The following is a 16,769-nucleotide window of genomic DNA, read 5'->3' on the forward strand; positions in this document are numbered from 1 at the left end:
CATATTCAGAATAATCAAAAGTAAATTAAATACCTCGAGGAGAGTTATATCTATGATTAAATATTCCTGGGTTGTTGTGGTTTTGCTTTGCTTGTTGCTATTCTTTTTTTTGATGCATGAAGTCCAGGGTGAGAAGACTTTAGCGTTCGATACATATATTGGAGAACTTTTTGCAGTGAGTGAGAAGACTTTTTCATTCACTTTCTTCAAATTCATCACTTATCTTGGAAAATCCAAAGTCATTGGTTTTGGAAGCTTACTATGTGTTCTATATTTATGGGTAATTAAGAAGGATTATTTGACCATGGCCGTCTTCTCTATCGGAGTGTCTGGGGGCGATGTTTTAAACGGGTGGATAAAAAATCATATTCAAAGAATTCGGCCTGAAAATCAATTGATGGAGACAGGTGGCTTCAGTTTTCCAAGCGGCCACGCAATGGTCGGCCTTATTTTTTTCAGTATGGTAGCTTATTTCATAATAAAAGAAGTTAAAGGAAACTCATTGAAATGGGTAGTGGGAATAGGTTTCGTTTGTCTGGTTCTGCTGATAGGGGTCAGCCGGATCGCTATGAACGTTCATTTTCCAACTGATATCTTAGCAGGTTATGCATTAGGAGTTGCATATATTTTAACCTTGTTTAATTTGTATAAGTTACTTGGAAGGAGAGTCATTTGAAAAAGGATTCATAGATGAAATATATGTATATATCCGTTGCATTTCCCCGGAAATAAAGAAGGAATTTGTCGGATTGGGATAGGTTTATATAATTTTTGCGCTTTCCAAAATAACGATCTGGATTGCCATTATTTCAAAGAGGTCCATCCTTGAGAGGATGGACCTTTTATTGAGCAGGAATGGATCATTCTTCGGAATCCTTTACCAATGTATACTGCGTTACATAGGCTTCACCTGAAAACATCTTCTGGCTGGAATTCGTAACTGGAGCTTTGGAGTCGCTGTTATGCGCCTTTTGAAAGGAACTGGAGTTCTTCCAGTTCAGAAAATCAGCTTGTTTCTCCCAAATCGTTAAGATTACATAAGTTTCAGAGTTGATGGGCCGCAGGACACGAAGGGCGACGAAACCTGGTTCATTTTCAATGAATCCGGCCCTGTTTTTAAAACGATGTTCGAATACCGGCCGTCCTTCTTCACTGACAGGGATATTGTTCATGACTACATAGCCATGATCTTGAAGGTTTCCTTTCCCATCGACTACTTCATATTTACGTGGCGAGCTAAAGATCGTTTTACCTGATGTTTCATGTAAAAGGACTGTAGTGTCAGGGTTTTGCATAAGTAATATTTTTTCATTCGGGTGCTTATCTTTTTTGATTTTCAAAAAATCGTAAGTGCCTGATGTGATGAATACATTCATAAATTCCCCTCCAATTTCTATATAGTACCTGTATACCCATTTTACCCAATGAATCGTGCTTTTACCATTTCCAATCAAACCATTGGGCCTGGAAACCGGTAAGATTTTTATAAAAACGTCGATTTTCTGACAAATATATAGGTTGGCTATACTTCTATTATATAAAAAGCTATAGTTTAAGGAGATTCGATTTGAAATTCAACATCCTTCTGATATTCTAGGTAAGTATGAATAAAAATAGAAACGTGATTGCTTGAAAGGTGGATATTAATGTCTAAGGAAATTACGAATGATACATTTTTAAAAGCTGCGAGAGGAGAGAAAACGGATCATGTGCCTGTTTGGTATATGCGTCAGGCTGGCCGTTCACAGCCGGAATACCGTAAACTGAAGGAGAAGTACTCCCTATTCGAGATCACTCATCAGCCGGAATTATGCGCTTATGTGACTAGATTGCCAGTTGAGCAATATGATGTAGACGCTGCGATTTTATATAAAGATATAATGACACCGCTACCAGCCATTGGTGTCGATGTCGAGATTAAGTCGGGAATTGGTCCAGTAATTTCCAATCCAATCAAATCGGTGAAGGATGTTGAAAAATTGGGTGAATTGAACCCAGAGGAAGACATCCCTTATGTGTTGGACACGATTAAACTATTGACCACGGAGCAATTGTCCGTTCCTTTGATTGGTTTTTCCGGTGCACCATTCACCATTGCTTCATACATGATTGAAGGCGGCCCTTCCAAAAACTACAATAAGACGAAAGCTTTCATGTATTCCGAGCCAGTGGCCTGGTTTGCTTTAATGGATAAGTTAGCGGATATGATCATCATCTATGTCAAGTCCCAAATTAAGGCTGGCGTTAAAGCCATCCAAATTTTTGATTCATGGGTGGGTGCATTGAACGTTGAGGATTACCGCGTATTCATCAAGCCAATCATGACTCGTATCTTTTCTTCATTACGTGAAGAAAATGTACCGCTAATCATGTTCGGGGTCGGTGCTAGTCACTTGGCACTGGAATGGAATGACCTTCCGATTGATGTAGTCGGTCTGGATTGGAGACTTCCGATTACAGAAGCAAGACAAATGGGAATACAGAAAACGGTTCAAGGTAACCTTGATCCAGCACTGCTATTATCATCATGGGATGTTATAGAAGAACGGACGAAAAGGATTCTGGATCAGGGCATGGAACAGGATGGCTACATCTTTAACCTTGGACATGGGGTTTTCCCTTCCGTAAATCCGGAAACACTGAAGAGACTGACCGCTTTCATTCATGAATATTCATCAAAAATGAAGTAAGGTGAGCGAACCAGTTGCTAAAAATCCTTAATTGGATGCACAATAAAAGAACGAAATCTTTAAAAGAGGTGTAATTTCATGTCAAGAAAAAAAATGGGCCTTCTAGTCATGGCTTATGGTACTCCGTACACTGAAGCGGATATTGAAAGATATTATACACATATTCGTCATGGGAGACGACCAAGCGACGAATTGATTGCCGATCTAAGAGGCAGATATGAAGCGATCGGTGGATTATCCCCGCTTGCAAAAATAACGGCGGGACAAGCTGAGGCCCTTGAAAAGCAATTGAATTCCGTTCAGGAAGAAATTGAATTCAAGGCATATCTGGGACTGAAACATATTGAACCTTTTGTTGAAGACGCAGTGAAACAAATGCATGATAATGGAATCAAAGAAGCTGTCAGTATAGTATTGGCACCGCATTTTTCAACATTCAGCGTGAAGTCTTATAATGGACGTGCACAGGATGAAGCCGCTAAATTGGGTGACATGACCATCACTTCTGTTGAAAGCTGGTATGATGAGCCGAAATTCATTCAATATTGGGTAGATCAAGTAAAAGGTGTAATCGGGAAAATGCCCTCGGAAGAACGCGATAATTTCGCTTTGATCGTTTCTGCACATAGTCTCCCTGAGAAAATCTTGCAATCTGGAGATCCGTATCCAAATCAATTGAAAGAAACTGCAGACATGATTGCTGAAGGCGCGGGTGTCACCAATTATGCAGTAGGCTGGCAAAGCGCTGGACAAACACCTGAACCATGGCTTGGGCCGGATGTACAGGATTTAACCAGAGATCTTCATCAAGAAAAAGGGTATAAAGCTTTCATTTATATTCCTGTAGGCTTCGTGGCCGAGCATCTGGAAGTCCTTTATGATAACGATTATGAATGTAAGGTTGTGACGGAAGATATTGGTGCAGGATACTACAGGCCGGATATGCCCAATGTTAAACCTGAATTCATCGATGCTTTGGGCACAATCATTTTAAACAAATTACAGGAAAAATAGTTATATGGGACATTTAGTTTAACCATTCTTGTAATGTGCCTCTACATATTTTCAAGCTATCATCTGAATAAGCGGCACTTTTGTTTTTACTTTGGAAAATTAAATACTCCATTTTCGAAAAGGTGGCTGTCCAGTAATGAGGATGGCCATTATTTCTCTAGAAAATTTAAAATTAAATTGAAAAGACTGAATATTTTTGGTATGATATTTTGAACATAATGACTGTTTTGTCCGTTTGGTCAGGATTGAGGTGGGAAATGTCTGTTGATCGTAAAAAATTAATTTTAGAAGCCGCGACCAAGTCGTTTTCACTTTTTGGATATAAGGCAACGACGATGGATCAAGTCGCTAAAATTGCCAATGTGGGAAAAGGGACCATTTATACCTTTTATAAAAATAAAGAAGAGCTGTTTAGAGAAATCGTTCAGCGGATGATAGAGGAAATGAAATATGAGGCGGAACAATCTTTGGATGATCAGCTTTCCTTTTTTGAAAACCTGCATCGGGCCGTTTATCGAATCCTGGAGTTCAGGCAGGAGCATCAGTTATCTTTAAAGCTTTTTCAAGAAGAGCGGGAAATTGGTACGCCAGCCGTTCAGGAAATGGTTAATGAAATGGAAGAAGCTGTCGTATCTTACATTAAGGACAAACTTAAAATAGCGATTGATAAGGGTTATATAAAGCCTTGCGATCCAGAGATAACAGCTTTCCTGATGTTAAAGATGTACCTTGCCCTGATTTTTGATTGGGAAAGGAACCATGTCCCATTAGAGAAAGATGAAATTGCTGAACTATTTAAAATATATTTATTCAAAGGATTATCCGCTCCGTGATAATTCTATTTTTTTGGCTGGAATGCAATGAATCGTAAAAAACCAAAAGAAGAGATGCCGATGATCGGTATCTCTTCTTTATATTGGGTTTTCAGCTGTTAAACCGAACTTTATATGGGATCATCCTGCCGAAGAGGATGGTGAAACACATTACTACTACTCTCCAGAAAGGCAATGATCACAGTGGTTTCCATAACATTCGTGCTGTTCTTCAATTTTTTTTCCGCATTCCGTGCATTGTTTCGGAGGCAGGTTTTTAAAGAACTCAACGCTACTTTGAATCATGAACATCATCTCCTGAATTTTTTATTATTCGCTTTTCTATAACTTCATTGTATTATAACAGATATAGATTGTCAATCAATGTTTTATAACATAAGTAAAAAAGGTGAAATGAGGGAAAGAATAGTTTATATTTATGGGGAAGTCATTGAGAGAAAAAAGGAGTGCCTAAGCATGAAAATCACCGTAATTGGCTGCTGGGGCGGATATCCAGCTAAAAATGAGGCAAGTTCTGGCTATTTGCTTGAATATGAAGATTTTCGCATTCTGCTTGATTGTGGCAGTGGTGTTCTATCACAGCTGCAAAATCATATGAAGCCGGAGGACCTAGGTGCAGTTGTATTATCCCACTATCATCCGGATCATGTTGCGGATATTGGTGTCCTGCAGCACGCTGCGCTCATACAGCAGTTATTGGGCAGTGAAAAAAGGACCATACCTATTTATGGTCATGATATAGACCAAGCCGAATTTGGAAAGTTAACTTATAAAGACGTGACAAAGGGCATAGCCTACTCTGCTGATGAACCCTTAACCATAGGACCTTGTAAATTTACGTTCATGAAAACAAAACATCCAGTCCCTTGTTTTGCTATGAGGATTGAAGCTGAAAATCATTCGATTGTTTATACAGGTGACAGTTCTTATATGGATGAGTTAGCAGATTTCGCTAAAGACGCAAATGTTTTATTGTGTGAAAGTAACTTTTACAGTGATATGGATGGTTCAAAGGCGGGGCATATGACGGCTAGAGAAGCGGGCATGCTTGCATCCAAGGCCGACGTCCAGCTTTTGCTGTTAACTCATCTTCCTCATTATGGGGATCTTAATCAACTGAAAAAAGAAGCATCCGAGGTATTCAGAAGGGAAATTGCTGTAGCTAAAACCAATCTCGAATTCCAACTATAAATGAAACATTAGGGTAATGAATGGACTCTACAAGGAGGAACAACTGTGCTTTTTATTGATAATAAGGGAATTACAGATCCGAGAATTAATCTGGCAATCGAAGAGTATGCGCTTAAACATTTAAATATAGATGAAACCTATCTCCTATTTTACATAAATCGCCCTTCAATCATCATTGGAAGGAATCAAAATACGATTGAAGAAATCAATGCCGATTATGTAGAGGGAAATGGCATTACAGTAGTTCGCCGCCTTTCAGGGGGCGGGGCTGTTTATCATGACCTAGGAAATCTCAATTTCAGTTTCATTACGAAAGATGATGGAGATAGCTTCCATAATTTCAAGAAGTTCACCCAGCCTGTCGTGGAAACGCTTGAGAAACTTGGAATACATGCTGAATTAAGCGGACGTAATGATATCCTGGCCGAAGGAAAGAAAATCTCCGGCAACGCGATGTTTTCAACGAAGGGCAGAATGTTCAGTCACGGGACATTGTTGTTTCAATCAGAAATGGATCACATTGTATCCGCCTTAAAAGTGAAAAAGGATAAAATCGAGTCCAAGGGAATTAAATCGATTAGAAGCCGTGTCGGTAATATCGCTGATTTCTTAAAAGAACCGATGTCTGTTGAAGAATTCCGTTCATTCCTTCTGCAAAATATATTTAAAGATAGCGGCGAAGTTACAGAGTATGTTTTAACGGAGGCCGATTGGGAGGAGATTCATAAAATCTCGGAAGAAAGGTATCAAAACTGGGAGTGGAACTACGGGAAATCGCCTAAATTCAACTTGCAAAACTCACATAGGTTCGCGGTGGGATCTGTTGATATCCGTCTTGAAGTGAACAGGGGAATCATTGAGAATTGTAAAATCTACGGTGACTTCTTCGGGGTCGGAGAGGTTGCGGATATTGAACAAAAGCTTACTGGAATACGCTATGAAAAGGAAGCCATCAGCAGTGTACTAGATGAGATAGATGTTCGGCATTATTTTGGCAATGTAACGAAAGAAGAAATATTGGCTTTAATATATTAAGCCTGAAAAGCCGTCCCGATTTAATAGGACGGCTTTTGTGTCTAATAATGACAGTAATTGCTTGAATATGGATAAAATTGTTGCTGTAAACGCATTCTTTTAATATAATAAAAATGTATTTAGTCTTTTATAAAAATGAATGACTGTTCATTCATGCTATTTACAGGGGAGGGAGAACGATGAATTTATCTGAACAGCTTCATCAAACGGCTTTAAGAAAGGCCGATAAGCCAGCTTATTATTTTATGGATCAATCCACCTCATATGGGGAATTGGATATGGCCGTTACAAAGTTTGCAGACGAATTACATAGGCTTGGGGTTTCAAAAGGTGATAATGTTGCGCTGGTTTTAGGCAATTCTCCACATTTCATCATTTCGTTGTATGGAGCTCTGCGAGCAGGGGCGACCGTAATTCCCGTAAATCCAATTTACACACCTGATGAGATTGGTTACATCCTGAATAATGGCGATGTAAAGGTCGTTGTGGCTTTAGATAAGCTTGTACCCTTATTCGAGAAAATGAACCCGATCCTCTCAAGCGTAGAACATTATGTAATTTGTAAAACGCAGCCGGATAATGGGGATATTAACAAATTTAACATCTACCCGAAAATGAAATCGTTTGCAAAAATGGTCGAAAAGGGGCATGCCGGTTTTAAAGGTCCTGACCTGGATCCTGATGCTACGGCAATCATACTCTACACTTCAGGGACAACGGGGAAACCGAAGGGGGCCATGCTCACACATGCAAATATATTCTCCAATGCTCATGATGTTGGTGATTATTTGAAAATTACGGAAAGTGACCGTGTCATTACGACATTACCAATGTTCCACGTGTTCAGTTTAACGGTAGTTGTGAATGCCCCATTGATGAGCGGAGGTACGCTTTTAATTGTCCCGCAATTCAGTCCAAAGGAAATATTCAGGCAAATCAAAAAATATGATGCAACCGTTTTTGCTGGGGTGCCAACGATGTACAATTTTCTTTTCCAATTTCCCGATGCGAAAGAAGACGATCTGAAGTCGTTGCGCATATGCATTTCAGGTGGATCCGCCATGCCAGTGTCACTGCTTGAATCATTCGAGCGGAAATTTAATGTCAGGGTTTCGGAAGGGTATGGTTTATCCGAAGCATCTCCCGTTACCTGCTTCAACCCATTGGATCGTCCAAGGAAGGCGGGATCCATCGGAACCTCGATCCTTGGGGTGGAAAATAAAGTGGTCAATGAGCTTGGTGAAGAAGTGCCGATCAATGGGGTAGGAGAATTGATTGTCCGGGGTCCGAATGTAATGAAGGGGTATTATAAAATGCCTGAAGAGTCGGCGGCAGTCTTGAAAAATGGCTGGTTGTATACAGGCGATTTAGCGAGGATGGATGATGAAGGGTATTTTTTCATCGTAGATCGTAAAAAGGAACTAATCATCGTCGGGGGTTATAATGTCTACCCACGTGAAGTGGAGGAGGTTCTGTACGCCCATCCTGAAGTAGTTGAGGCAGCAGCCATAGGCTTACCGGATCCAAATCAGGGAGAAGTGGTTCATTGCTTTGTGGTAAAGAAAAACAATGCATTGACCGAGGAAGAATTACTTGCCTATTGCATGGAACATTTGGCTAAGTATAAGGTTCCGGCAAAAATTGAATTTTTGGATGAACTTCCAAAAAATACAACCGGTAAAATTTTACGGCGTTCCTTAAAAAAACATGTAATACAAAACTGAATTTGTTGATCATAAGGGGACCATTGCCTATAACCTGCAATGGTCCTTTTTTGTACAACCAAAGTGCATCAGGCTGCATAAAATATATCAGGAGGGGAAGCTTAAAACCTTGATTCTTGTTTCGAAAAGAGTTATGATTGTCATTAAAAATTTCCACATAATTGTAAGGAGGGGTTAGATGAGAGATGTAAAGCTTTTAGATATTTTTACACATCCCATTGCTCAAAAATACTTGAACCGTTCAGGTCTGGCTCATGCGATTGCGGTAGCATACCATTCGTTTCACCTAGCAAACGAATATAAGATAGACCCTGATATTGCAGCTAAAGCTGGACTTTTGCATGATATGGGTCATTTTACCTGGTATCGCAACGGTAAATGGGATTATGATCTGTACAAACAAAATGATATCCATCCCATTAAAGGTGCAGAACGAGCACATAAACTGTTAATCCGTTTGGGAGAGAACCCGATAAAGGCAAAGACAATTTCCCTCGCCATCTTATTTCACACCGATTCGTTTTTACCTTCAAATGATATTATTCGAACACCGCTTCAGCAGGTCGTCAAATGGGCCGACGAAAAAGATGAAGAAGAAGGTGGAAAACACCATTACCGTAAAATTGATTTTCTCCGGGCAAAGGAAAGCATCATGAAGCTTGATACACTCATAGACGAGGAACAAAGAAAAAGGCTATCATCCTGAAGGCAAACAGGTTGATAGCCTTTTTAACGTGCACTTTTTTAAAGCATATTTTACAGTTTAAATTTTGCTTTTGAATTTATTTCATTTATATTGTTATCAAGTGAATTAATGATGTAATATATAGACCAATAGAACTATTCGTGGTGGCCGCAATTATAAAAATCATCGGATTATTAACAAATAATGAAAAGAACAGGTGAAGTTATGAAGTCGATTAAGCTAATGATATATGGTGGCCAAGGGGGGCTAAAGGGAATCTTCGAAAAAGAAGAAGACATTAAGGTCATAGGAACAACGGGGAATGAAATGGAATTTCTTGATCTTGATTATACAGCATCAGTTGATGTCATTCTTCTTGATGTCCAGTCTTCAGGGAAGTATGGACAGGAAGTAATGCCAATCCTAAAGGAAAAACACCCATCCATTCCTTTCGTCATTCTTACTGCCTGTTCAGAAGACCACTATCTTATCGAAGCAATATGCCATGGTGCAGCAGGTTATGTGTTACAGGATAGTGGAATGAAACAAGTGGTGTCGGCAATCCGTCAATGTGCCAATGGTCAAATAGTCTATCCTGCCTCATTCAAATCTTTTCTAATGAAGAAGCTGCAGCAGGATGGTGTTGAAAAATCACCAGTATCATTGGATAAGGCAATTGAAAAATTAGGGGCCTTTTCTAAACGCGAGTATGAACTGCTTATTCTACTCAACGAAGGCCAGACGAATCAGCAAATTTCAAAAACACTTTTTCTATCCATCGGCACGGTAAAAAACTATATCAGCCGCATATACAGAAAACTGAATGTTAGTAATCGCCCTGAGCTTATGGCACTTTTGTATAGTTTTCAAAATAGCAGCATGAAGGGGTGACTACTTAAGCCCTTCGCTCCTTGGTCAATGAGCCTTTTCATATCTTTAACTGTTCCTCGTAATACCTCCCAGCCATCCGTTTTAACTGTCTCTGCATATGCATCCACTCCTTCCGCTGTTCTTTTCCGGATCGAATGTGATTGGGAAATTCCACGTCAGTTCATCCCTTATCTTCTGCATTTGAACATACAAAGAAGGATTAAAACCAGACAAAATAATCCTGATTGTTTGAATATTTATGGAATAAATAATATAGAAGGGAAATGCAGTTCTAACCTGTCCATTTTGGATTAAACTAATAAGAGGGAGTTTCGTTATAAGGAGGGGCATCATGGTTAGAAAATGGGCAGGAAGAGCGATTCTATTATATATCTTTTATGCAGCAGTGATGTATTGGTATATTTTTTATGGGGCAGATACTTCCATTCCCGAAGCATTGCGTGGTACTGCAGCAGACCCTGCAACATTTTTGAATGCAAGGGAACTAAAACTTAGCGAAGAGTATTCAGATATGAGGAATTTTATTTTTTTCGTTTCTACACCATATGAATGGCTGCTGTATTTCTTCATTTTATTATTTGGTTTTTCAAAAGCATTTGAAAAGTCTTCCGTGACGGTATCGAAACGGAAAGTGATCCAAACAGGCATTTACTTATTCTGGCTTTCTGTTATTTCTTACCTGGCACTATTTCCAATCAGCTTCATTGGTTACCGGATGAGTAAAAGTTACCATATCAGTACACAAAGTTTCACTTCGTGGATGAAGGATGGAGTCATCGAATTTTGGGTGAATTTTGGGTTGATGTTCATCATCGTTTCCGTCTTATATTGGTTAATGAAGAAAAGTGTGAAGAAGTGGTGGCTCTATGCTTGGATGTTGTCCATTCCATTTACCTTGTTTCTTATGTTTGTTCAGCCTGTTTTGATTGATCCGCTGTATAATGAATTCTATCCGCTCAAAAATAAAGAGCTGGAAACGGAAATATTGGCACTTGCCTCACAGGCTGAAATTCCGGCTGATCACGTATATGAAGTAAATATGGCGGAAAAGACAAATGCATTAAACGCATACGTGAACGGCATAGGTTCCAACTCAAGGATAGTCCTTTGGGATACGACCCTCAATAAACTAAAGGAAGATGAAATCCTTTTTATCATGGCACATGAAATGGCTCATTATGTTGAAAAGCACATTTATATAGGGATTGCAGGATATTTAGGAATGACTTTAATCGGCTTATGGCTGACATCGAAAATCATGAATTATATCATAAGGCGCTGGGGCCACCTGGTAAAGGTGCGTACGGTTGACAGCATCGCTTCTCTTCCATTATTTTTCTTAATAACGTCTGTGCTGCTGTTTGCTTCCAGCCCGGTGTCCAATTATGTTTCCAGATATCAAGAAACAAGGGCTGACCGTTATGCCATTGAAATGACCGGGGATAAAGAATCAGCAATCACCACTTTCCAGGAACTCACAAGGTCGGGTTTGAGTCAGGTCAATCCACCATTCCTGGTAAAATGGCTACGGTATTCCCATCCAACCATGCTCGAGCGGATTTCCACTGTTGAAAATGCAGATACAAAGGGTGATTGAAAGCCAGCTGAAAATCAGCTGGCTTTTTCCTTTACTTATATTGGGAAATTGTAAGTTTGTAAGTTGTTTTCAGAAAAAACTATTATTTTTAAAATTCTTAGGTTCTCTACTATAATAAATTAAATTCCCAGTTCGTTTTAAGGAGATCAGATATGTATAATGTACTTTTTATCACTATAGGCTCAGTGCTTGTTGCAGTAGCCTACAACTTATTTTTGATACCTCATTTAATTTTAAGCAGCGGACTTAGTGGACTTGCGATTATGTTCGGAATCATTACCCCAGTCAACACAGGGATATTGAATTTTCTCTTGAATTTGCCATTGCTGATTCTAGGATACTTGAAGTTAGGAAGACGCTTTATCACCTATACGATATTATCAGTTGTCGTGATATCCGTCAGTTTATATCTCATTCCAGTTCATGGAATATCCACTGAACCGATTTTGTCTTCTTTATTTGGCGGAATCATATCGGGATTCGGTATAGGCATCATTTTTCGTGCTTCAGGTTCTTCTGGCGGTTTCGATATCATTGCCATGCTGTTGGCTAAGAAGAGCGATTTTCCACTTGGTACATTGCTTTCAGTGATGAATGGAGTTGTGGTGGTTATCTCAGGCTTCATCTTTGGTTGGGATGCCGCATTATATACGCTGATTTCCATATATGCAGCTGGAAAGGTGATTGATACGATTCATTCCAATCACATTAAATTAACATTAATGATCGTTACGAAAAAGAGTGACGAAATGAAAACGAAGCTCCTGACCAACCTATATCGAGGAATTACAGTCATGGATGGTGAAGGTGCATACTCTGGAGAAAAGAGTAAAGTGATGATGACAGTCATTACCCGTTATCAATTAACCGATGTAAAAGTGATGATAAAAGAAGTAGATCCGAATGCTTTTGTCAATATAACAGAAACAGCCGAAGTCATGGGGATGTTTCATAAAGAGTGATGATAAATAGAAAAGCCTCCCAACATTAGGGGAGGCTTTTTTGATTATCAGGCTGTTATTTAGTCATGCATTTTAACTTCCAAACTGTTTTAGCAAAACGTTCATTTCAGAACTTAATTTTAAGAATAAAGGTTCGTTTTTCATATCCAGGGCTTCATCAATCTGTTTCGCAAGGATATTCTTCTTGGTATTAAGGACGGATTCCAGAATAATCATATCAATTAACATTTCCTGAACCACAGCATCGTTTTTCATTTCGCTCATTGATAAGGACTTCACTGACTCTGAATAAGATTTTTCATTTTTCAAAGTTACCACCCCTGACCCTTTTTATTAGTATATGGATTTGAGTGGATAAAATCAACTGAATATTTAAAAAATTTAAATCTTGATAGAAAATGTGTCGTTTAGATGACGAAATGACCACTATGTATAAGAATTTTTAACTTTCTGTGAACTTGCTTTTTATCTTTACAGGTTGTGCTATTATAGTGAGTAATTTAACATATATTTCCCATCTGACTTCACCTATTTATTGACAATGGGGAATGGGGGGTACAAACAGCAATTAAGAGTATAAGCTTTGTTAAAGTGAAAAAAGTGTTTAATGCAATGAGGAAGAGGTGGATTAATAATGAAGGAAAACAGTCAGGGAATCATCGAGGAGTATGAAATCACGCCATATACACTAATGGTTTCGCCAATCAATTATGGCAGTAAAATATATGCCCGTATCGTTGAAATGGAGGACGAATTCGTCTCGCCCTTTAAACCTTTGGAGATAGTAAAGAAAAGCTGTGAGTTCTTCGGGTCAAGTTATGAAGGACGCAAGCAAGGCACGAAACAGCTCATAAACATCACACATAAAGCACCGATCGCGATTGATCCGACGAGTTCGATCTTCTTCTTTCCAACTACATCTCCGTTGCGTCCCCAATGCATCTGGATATCACATGAGCATGTAGTATCCTATGATCGCCAGGATTCCAAACATACAACCATCACATTCAGGAATAAACAAACCGTCGATATAGAAGTATCATGCAGTTCTTTCGAAAACCAGCTGCACCGGACATCCTTTTTAAAAACGAAACTCATCCAGAGGATTGAGGAAACAAAGAGGAAATCTTTCTATCTGTTCACCGAAGCAAATGGAGTCAAGGCTTCAGAGGTAATGTCAAAGTATATACCACGTTAGAAAGGGATTCAGGCTGGGATAATCATAAATGCATGATCGGAATGAAAGTAAAGGAAGCAAGCGTATGGAATTCACTCGAAAATAATGAGAGCCCTTCTTATTAAAGAAGGGTTCCATAATTAATCTTCAAATAATTCATCCATTAGATCGTCAATTTCTTTTCTTAATTTTTCAGTGCCTCTTTGGAAATGGAAATATTATCACCATCGATAATCAGCATATCCCCTACTTTTGCTCCCTTAGGAAGAGCACTTTTAGGATAATCCTTCATGACACCACCATCGATCTCAACGACAGCAACCTTTCCTTCGAATCAATCAATAATTCCTTGTACCATTTAGTTCACCGTCTTTACAGTAATTTTCTGACCTGTAGAAGTAAAAATAATGTTACCTGATTTATCTGTGCGATAGGTTTGGGCTTTCACTGAATTCAACCGTTTTACAACTGTAGAAGTAGGGTGCCCATATCCATTTTTCCCTACACTGATTACAGCGTATTTCGGTTTTGTTTTGTTAATGAAAGCTGAACTTGTTGATGTTTTTGCACCATGATGGCCGACTTTAAGTACATCCACACTTGGTATTAGTTTTTTAGCCAGCATATCTGTCTCGGCTTTTTCTTCAGCATCACCTGTAAACAAGAATGTTTTTTTGTCGTGTTTAAGTAAAAGGACAGCACTCCAGTTATTTAAGCCAGACTTAGCATAGTCTTTAACAGGTGCAATGATTTTTAAGGAATTATCCTTAGCTTTAGTGTTGATTTCCACGCCAGTCTGCGCTTTTTTTAGTAAGCTTCTTCTGCTTAACAGCCGTTAAAAAGTCTTAGTACGCTTGGGTAATATGAGAGATTTTAGGGGCATAGACAGATTTTATATTAAGCGTTTTAATCACATAAGCCAGACCGCCCACATGATCCGCATCGGGGTGAGTGGATACTACAGCATTAAGTGTTTTTACCTTTTGTTTTTTAGGTAGGCAACAACATCGTCGCCCTTTTCTTTTCCGCCACCATCGATTAAAACATTTTCGTTACCTGTTTGAATAAGAATTGAATCTCTTTGTCCCACGTTGATGAAATGTACCCTCATATTTGAGGCTGCCTCAGTTGTTTTATGTCCAGTGAATAAAGATAAAACAAGAATAGCAACTAGTAGAATATTGATTTTCTTCTGGACTTAAATATGAAGAGGAGCTACGAGTAACATAGATAGGAGCAATCTAATAAAATACCAGTTAAAATGTCCTGTCCTGGGTATCTATGATGATTGTTTAAAGAATCCGCTGATTTTTTGAATATAAATTATGTCCAGAATTTCACAGTGAATAATAGTTTTACATAAAAGAACTATTAAAATCCGGATGAGTTCCTCAAAATCGCCAATCAGATCGGGTATGAAAACTTAGGGCTCACCCAACAGCAGTATGTTTTGCAGCTAGAAACCTGCAAGCAAACGGTAGATATTGCAAAGGGTATAGGCGTAGGCCTTTATGATGTAGGTGAAGAATATGTGAAGGGAGTTTGGAATTTTGTCACAAATTCTGGGGAATCGATTGAAATTGTGGCTAATTCTATTATTCACCCATATAAAACCCTATATATTGTTAAGTCCATCTCGGATTCTTATAACGGAATATGCTTTACATTTTCGAATTGATTATTAAAAAAAGAAAAACCATGCAGCGGTTAAACATTGCATGGTTTTTTATAAGAAAAAAGGGTTGGAGAAACTTTTAACGATCAAATAAAGGGGTATAAGTTTGTTAGTGATTCACTTCATAATATATTGGACATCCACGATGTTTCAAATATTTTGTTCAATATTTCACAAACTATTCACAAGGGTTCTTATCTTTCTGGAAGTTCTTTTTTATATCAAGAGATGGTTACTAGTAGATGGCTAGACTGGTATAGGGGCAGTATATAGACATGACTAAAAAAAAAGAGTTCTAGTTGACGTTTTTCATTTATGAATTTGTTCCAATCGAATACGGATTTATATCCATAATAAACTTTCCGCTTTTTTGTTGGTTAATTTATAAGTAGGCGATTTATTTTTATAAGCTGTCAGAGACTCTTTAATTAAAGTAATTTGGTTTTCAAAGACTTTACTCAGACAATGCCGTTAACAATCTTTTGCAAAAATGCTGTGCTGACTCTAAAATGATAGTGTTGGGGAATAGTTATGTTTATTGTACAGAATTAAAGTGGTGATTAAAATGACGATTAATTATGAGCATGCCAGCCCAACCTATTATTCGTTAAGGACAGTGGGAAAATTGAAATCCCTTATCTTTATGCCAGGAAAGATCAGATGCGATTTAATGGTCATATCTTCCTTCCCCCAGGCATCTGTATCCTTCCCGAAAGACTCCAATCACCCATCATTCATAGGCAAACAATATGGAGGATGTCTGCAATAGGGATAATCCGCTAAATTTCCCTTGAGCGGAGACTTTTTTCGAAAAAGTAATAACATAACAAGTCTTCGGTTTTATTGCGAAGGCGGGGATTGAAGTAATTATGATGTTCCTCGTATCCTTTATATAAAAAACAATACATCGTGAAGGATTCATCGCGTTTGATTTGACTTACTTTAATATTCTCCTTGCGCAAATAGCGCCGTACCTCGGCAAGATCGTCCTGGACCACCGTTAAAATATGTTCGACTAGTTCCGAATAGGGCCTTTTTAATTTAAACGGACTAATTTCGATGACCTTGAGATCCCGGTTCAAGACTGTAATAACCATAGGGAGGTAGATGGCTTTTTCAATCATATTTCGGTCATCTTCTGGAATGCGGGTCATCATGACCGCTCCTTTCTAAAGTAGCACGTTTACAATATTAATATGTATACTTAGTAAAAGTTAGAACGTTTGTTCTCATTTTTTAATCCTAATGCATTTTCAGTGCATATGCAAGCAATTTTGATAAATGATGAAATTTTT

The 16,769-nt window shown here is 38.5% G+C and carries 19 protein-coding genes and 1 pseudogene; 13 read left to right on the forward strand and 7 right to left on the reverse strand.

Annotation, left to right across the window (positions count from 1 at the left end; translation table 11 throughout):
• The first annotated feature begins 52 nt into the window (after window positions 1-52).
• Window positions 53-676, forward strand: a complete 624-nt coding sequence (locus tag QUF78_RS06685) for a phosphatase PAP2 family protein (protein WP_289324062.1) — start codon at window positions 53-55, stop codon at window positions 674-676.
• Between the two features lie 184 nt (window positions 677-860).
• On the opposite strand, the gene QUF78_RS06690 is transcribed toward QUF78_RS06685, so the two are convergent.
• Window positions 861-1,376: an antibiotic biosynthesis monooxygenase family protein gene (locus tag QUF78_RS06690; protein ID WP_289324063.1), complete on the reverse strand. Its 516-nt coding sequence runs from the start codon at window positions 1,374-1,376 to the stop codon at window positions 861-863.
• 270 nt (window positions 1,377-1,646) lie between these two features.
• On the opposite strand from QUF78_RS06690, the gene hemE reads away from it, so the two are divergent.
• The 3 genes from hemE to QUF78_RS06705 all read left to right on the forward strand — a co-directional run bounded on the left by hemE (window position 1,647) and on the right by QUF78_RS06705 (window position 4,537).
• A complete protein-coding gene (gene hemE, locus QUF78_RS06695; protein ID WP_289324064.1) occupies window positions 1,647-2,690 on the forward strand; it encodes a uroporphyrinogen decarboxylase in 1,044 nt (347 codons plus the stop codon).
• A 78-nt stretch (window positions 2,691-2,768) separates the two neighbouring features.
• Entirely contained in the window at window positions 2,769-3,704 is a 936-nt protein-coding gene (gene hemH, locus QUF78_RS06700) for a ferrochelatase (protein WP_289324065.1), read from the forward strand.
• Window positions 3,705-3,961: 257 nt separating this feature from the next.
• Window positions 3,962-4,537 (forward strand): TetR/AcrR family transcriptional regulator, encoded by a 576-nt coding sequence (locus QUF78_RS06705; protein WP_289324066.1) that lies wholly within the window; start codon window positions 3,962-3,964, stop codon window positions 4,535-4,537.
• A gap of 156 nt (window positions 4,538-4,693) precedes the next feature.
• Here QUF78_RS06705 and yhfH read toward each other — a convergent pair whose 3' ends face one another.
• Window positions 4,694-4,822, reverse strand: coding sequence for a protein YhfH (gene yhfH, locus QUF78_RS06710; protein WP_065310849.1), 129 nt, complete (start codon window positions 4,820-4,822; stop codon window positions 4,694-4,696).
• 171 nt (window positions 4,823-4,993) lie between these two features.
• Between yhfH and QUF78_RS06715 the strand changes: the two genes are divergently transcribed.
• The 8 genes from QUF78_RS06715 (at window position 4,994) to QUF78_RS06750 (ending at window position 12,622) form a co-directional block, all read left to right on the forward strand.
• Window positions 4,994-5,728: an MBL fold metallo-hydrolase gene (locus tag QUF78_RS06715; protein ID WP_289324067.1), complete on the forward strand. Its 735-nt coding sequence runs from the start codon at window positions 4,994-4,996 to the stop codon at window positions 5,726-5,728.
• 45 nt (window positions 5,729-5,773) lie between these two features.
• Window positions 5,774-6,763, forward strand: coding sequence for a lipoate--protein ligase (gene lplA / locus QUF78_RS06720; protein WP_289324068.1), 990 nt, complete (start codon window positions 5,774-5,776; stop codon window positions 6,761-6,763).
• A gap of 179 nt (window positions 6,764-6,942) precedes the next feature.
• Window positions 6,943-8,487, forward strand: a complete 1,545-nt coding sequence (locus tag QUF78_RS06725) for a fatty acid--CoA ligase family protein (protein ID WP_289324069.1) — start codon at window positions 6,943-6,945, stop codon at window positions 8,485-8,487.
• A 178-nt stretch (window positions 8,488-8,665) separates the two neighbouring features.
• Window positions 8,666-9,193, forward strand: coding sequence for an HD domain-containing protein (locus QUF78_RS06730; RefSeq protein ID WP_289317526.1), 528 nt, complete (start codon window positions 8,666-8,668; stop codon window positions 9,191-9,193).
• A 183-nt stretch (window positions 9,194-9,376) separates the two neighbouring features.
• On the forward strand, window positions 9,377-10,063 hold the full coding sequence (locus QUF78_RS06735) for a response regulator transcription factor (protein ID WP_289324070.1): 687 nt from the start codon (window positions 9,377-9,379) through the stop codon (window positions 10,061-10,063).
• 27 nt (window positions 10,064-10,090) lie between these two features.
• Window positions 10,091-10,357 (forward strand): hypothetical protein, encoded by a 267-nt coding sequence (locus tag QUF78_RS06740; RefSeq protein WP_289324071.1) that lies wholly within the window; start codon window positions 10,091-10,093, stop codon window positions 10,355-10,357.
• A 37-nt stretch (window positions 10,358-10,394) separates the two neighbouring features.
• A complete protein-coding gene (locus QUF78_RS06745) occupies window positions 10,395-11,660 on the forward strand; it encodes a M48 family metallopeptidase (protein ID WP_289324072.1) in 1,266 nt (421 codons plus the stop codon).
• Window positions 11,661-11,812: 152 nt separating this feature from the next.
• Window positions 11,813-12,622, forward strand: a complete 810-nt coding sequence (locus QUF78_RS06750) for a YitT family protein (protein ID WP_289324073.1) — start codon at window positions 11,813-11,815, stop codon at window positions 12,620-12,622.
• 72 nt (window positions 12,623-12,694) lie between these two features.
• Here QUF78_RS06750 and QUF78_RS06755 read toward each other — a convergent pair whose 3' ends face one another.
• On the reverse strand, window positions 12,695-12,931 hold the full coding sequence (locus tag QUF78_RS06755) for an IDEAL domain-containing protein (RefSeq protein ID WP_289317515.1): 237 nt from the start codon (window positions 12,929-12,931) through the stop codon (window positions 12,695-12,697).
• A 325-nt stretch (window positions 12,932-13,256) separates the two neighbouring features.
• Here QUF78_RS06755 and QUF78_RS06760 point away from each other — a divergent pair, with 325 nt between their 5' ends.
• Complete coding sequence (locus QUF78_RS06760; RefSeq protein ID WP_289324074.1) at window positions 13,257-13,820, forward strand: competence protein ComK; 564 nt, start codon at window positions 13,257-13,259, stop codon at window positions 13,818-13,820.
• Window positions 13,821-13,983: 163 nt separating this feature from the next.
• Here QUF78_RS06760 and QUF78_RS06765 read toward each other — a convergent pair.
• From QUF78_RS06765 to QUF78_RS06780, 4 genes and pseudogenes are all read right to left on the reverse strand, one after another.
• A pseudogene (locus QUF78_RS06765) lies at window positions 13,984-14,121 on the reverse strand (DUF3006 domain-containing protein); the annotation flags it as partial.
• 36 nt (window positions 14,122-14,157) lie between these two features.
• A complete protein-coding gene (locus QUF78_RS06770) occupies window positions 14,158-14,589 on the reverse strand; it encodes a ComEC/Rec2 family competence protein (RefSeq protein ID WP_289324075.1) in 432 nt (143 codons plus the stop codon).
• Window positions 14,590-14,644: 55 nt separating this feature from the next.
• Window positions 14,645-14,731, reverse strand: a complete 87-nt coding sequence (locus tag QUF78_RS06775; protein WP_289327253.1) for a hypothetical protein — start codon at window positions 14,729-14,731, stop codon at window positions 14,645-14,647.
• Window positions 14,732-16,253: 1,522 nt separating this feature from the next.
• The gene (locus QUF78_RS06780) at window positions 16,254-16,628 is read right to left on the reverse strand and encodes a YhjD family protein (RefSeq protein ID WP_289324076.1); all 375 of its coding nucleotides are present in this window, start codon (window positions 16,626-16,628) and stop codon (window positions 16,254-16,256) included.
• Window positions 16,629-16,769 lie beyond the last annotated feature (141 nt).

Origin of the sequence: Peribacillus sp. ACCC06369 (assembly GCF_030348945.1) — a bacterium.
In the GTDB taxonomy this organism is placed as follows: Bacteria; Bacillota; Bacilli; order Bacillales; family DSM-1321; genus Peribacillus.

Excerpts from the sequence above, each read along its gene's own strand:
- QUF78_RS06685 (WP_289324062.1), top strand. The coding sequence starts at position 53 with ATGATTAAATATTCCTGGGTTGTTGTGGTTTTGCTTTGCTTGTTGCTA.
- QUF78_RS06690 (WP_289324063.1), bottom strand. The coding sequence starts at position 1,376 with ATGAATGTATTCATCACATCAGGCACTTACGATTTTTTGAAAATCAAA.
- hemE (WP_289324064.1), top strand. The coding sequence starts at position 1,647 with ATGTCTAAGGAAATTACGAATGATACATTTTTAAAAGCTGCGAGAGGA.
- hemH (WP_289324065.1), top strand. The coding sequence starts at position 2,769 with ATGTCAAGAAAAAAAATGGGCCTTCTAGTCATGGCTTATGGTACTCCG.
- QUF78_RS06705 (WP_289324066.1), top strand. The coding sequence starts at position 3,962 with ATGTCTGTTGATCGTAAAAAATTAATTTTAGAAGCCGCGACCAAGTCG.
- yhfH (WP_065310849.1), bottom strand. The coding sequence starts at position 4,822 with ATGATTCAAAGTAGCGTTGAGTTCTTTAAAAACCTGCCTCCGAAACAA.
- QUF78_RS06715 (WP_289324067.1), top strand. The coding sequence starts at position 4,994 with ATGAAAATCACCGTAATTGGCTGCTGGGGCGGATATCCAGCTAAAAAT.
- QUF78_RS06725 (WP_289324069.1), top strand. The coding sequence starts at position 6,943 with ATGAATTTATCTGAACAGCTTCATCAAACGGCTTTAAGAAAGGCCGAT.
- QUF78_RS06730 (WP_289317526.1), top strand. The coding sequence starts at position 8,666 with ATGAGAGATGTAAAGCTTTTAGATATTTTTACACATCCCATTGCTCAA.
- QUF78_RS06735 (WP_289324070.1), top strand. The coding sequence starts at position 9,377 with ATGAAAAGAACAGGTGAAGTTATGAAGTCGATTAAGCTAATGATATAT.
- QUF78_RS06740 (WP_289324071.1), top strand. The coding sequence starts at position 10,091 with ATGAGCCTTTTCATATCTTTAACTGTTCCTCGTAATACCTCCCAGCCA.
- QUF78_RS06745 (WP_289324072.1), top strand. The coding sequence starts at position 10,395 with ATGGTTAGAAAATGGGCAGGAAGAGCGATTCTATTATATATCTTTTAT.
- QUF78_RS06750 (WP_289324073.1), top strand. The coding sequence starts at position 11,813 with ATGTATAATGTACTTTTTATCACTATAGGCTCAGTGCTTGTTGCAGTA.
- QUF78_RS06760 (WP_289324074.1), top strand. The coding sequence starts at position 13,257 with ATGAAGGAAAACAGTCAGGGAATCATCGAGGAGTATGAAATCACGCCA.
- QUF78_RS06780 (WP_289324076.1), bottom strand. The coding sequence starts at position 16,628 with ATGACCCGCATTCCAGAAGATGACCGAAATATGATTGAAAAAGCCATC.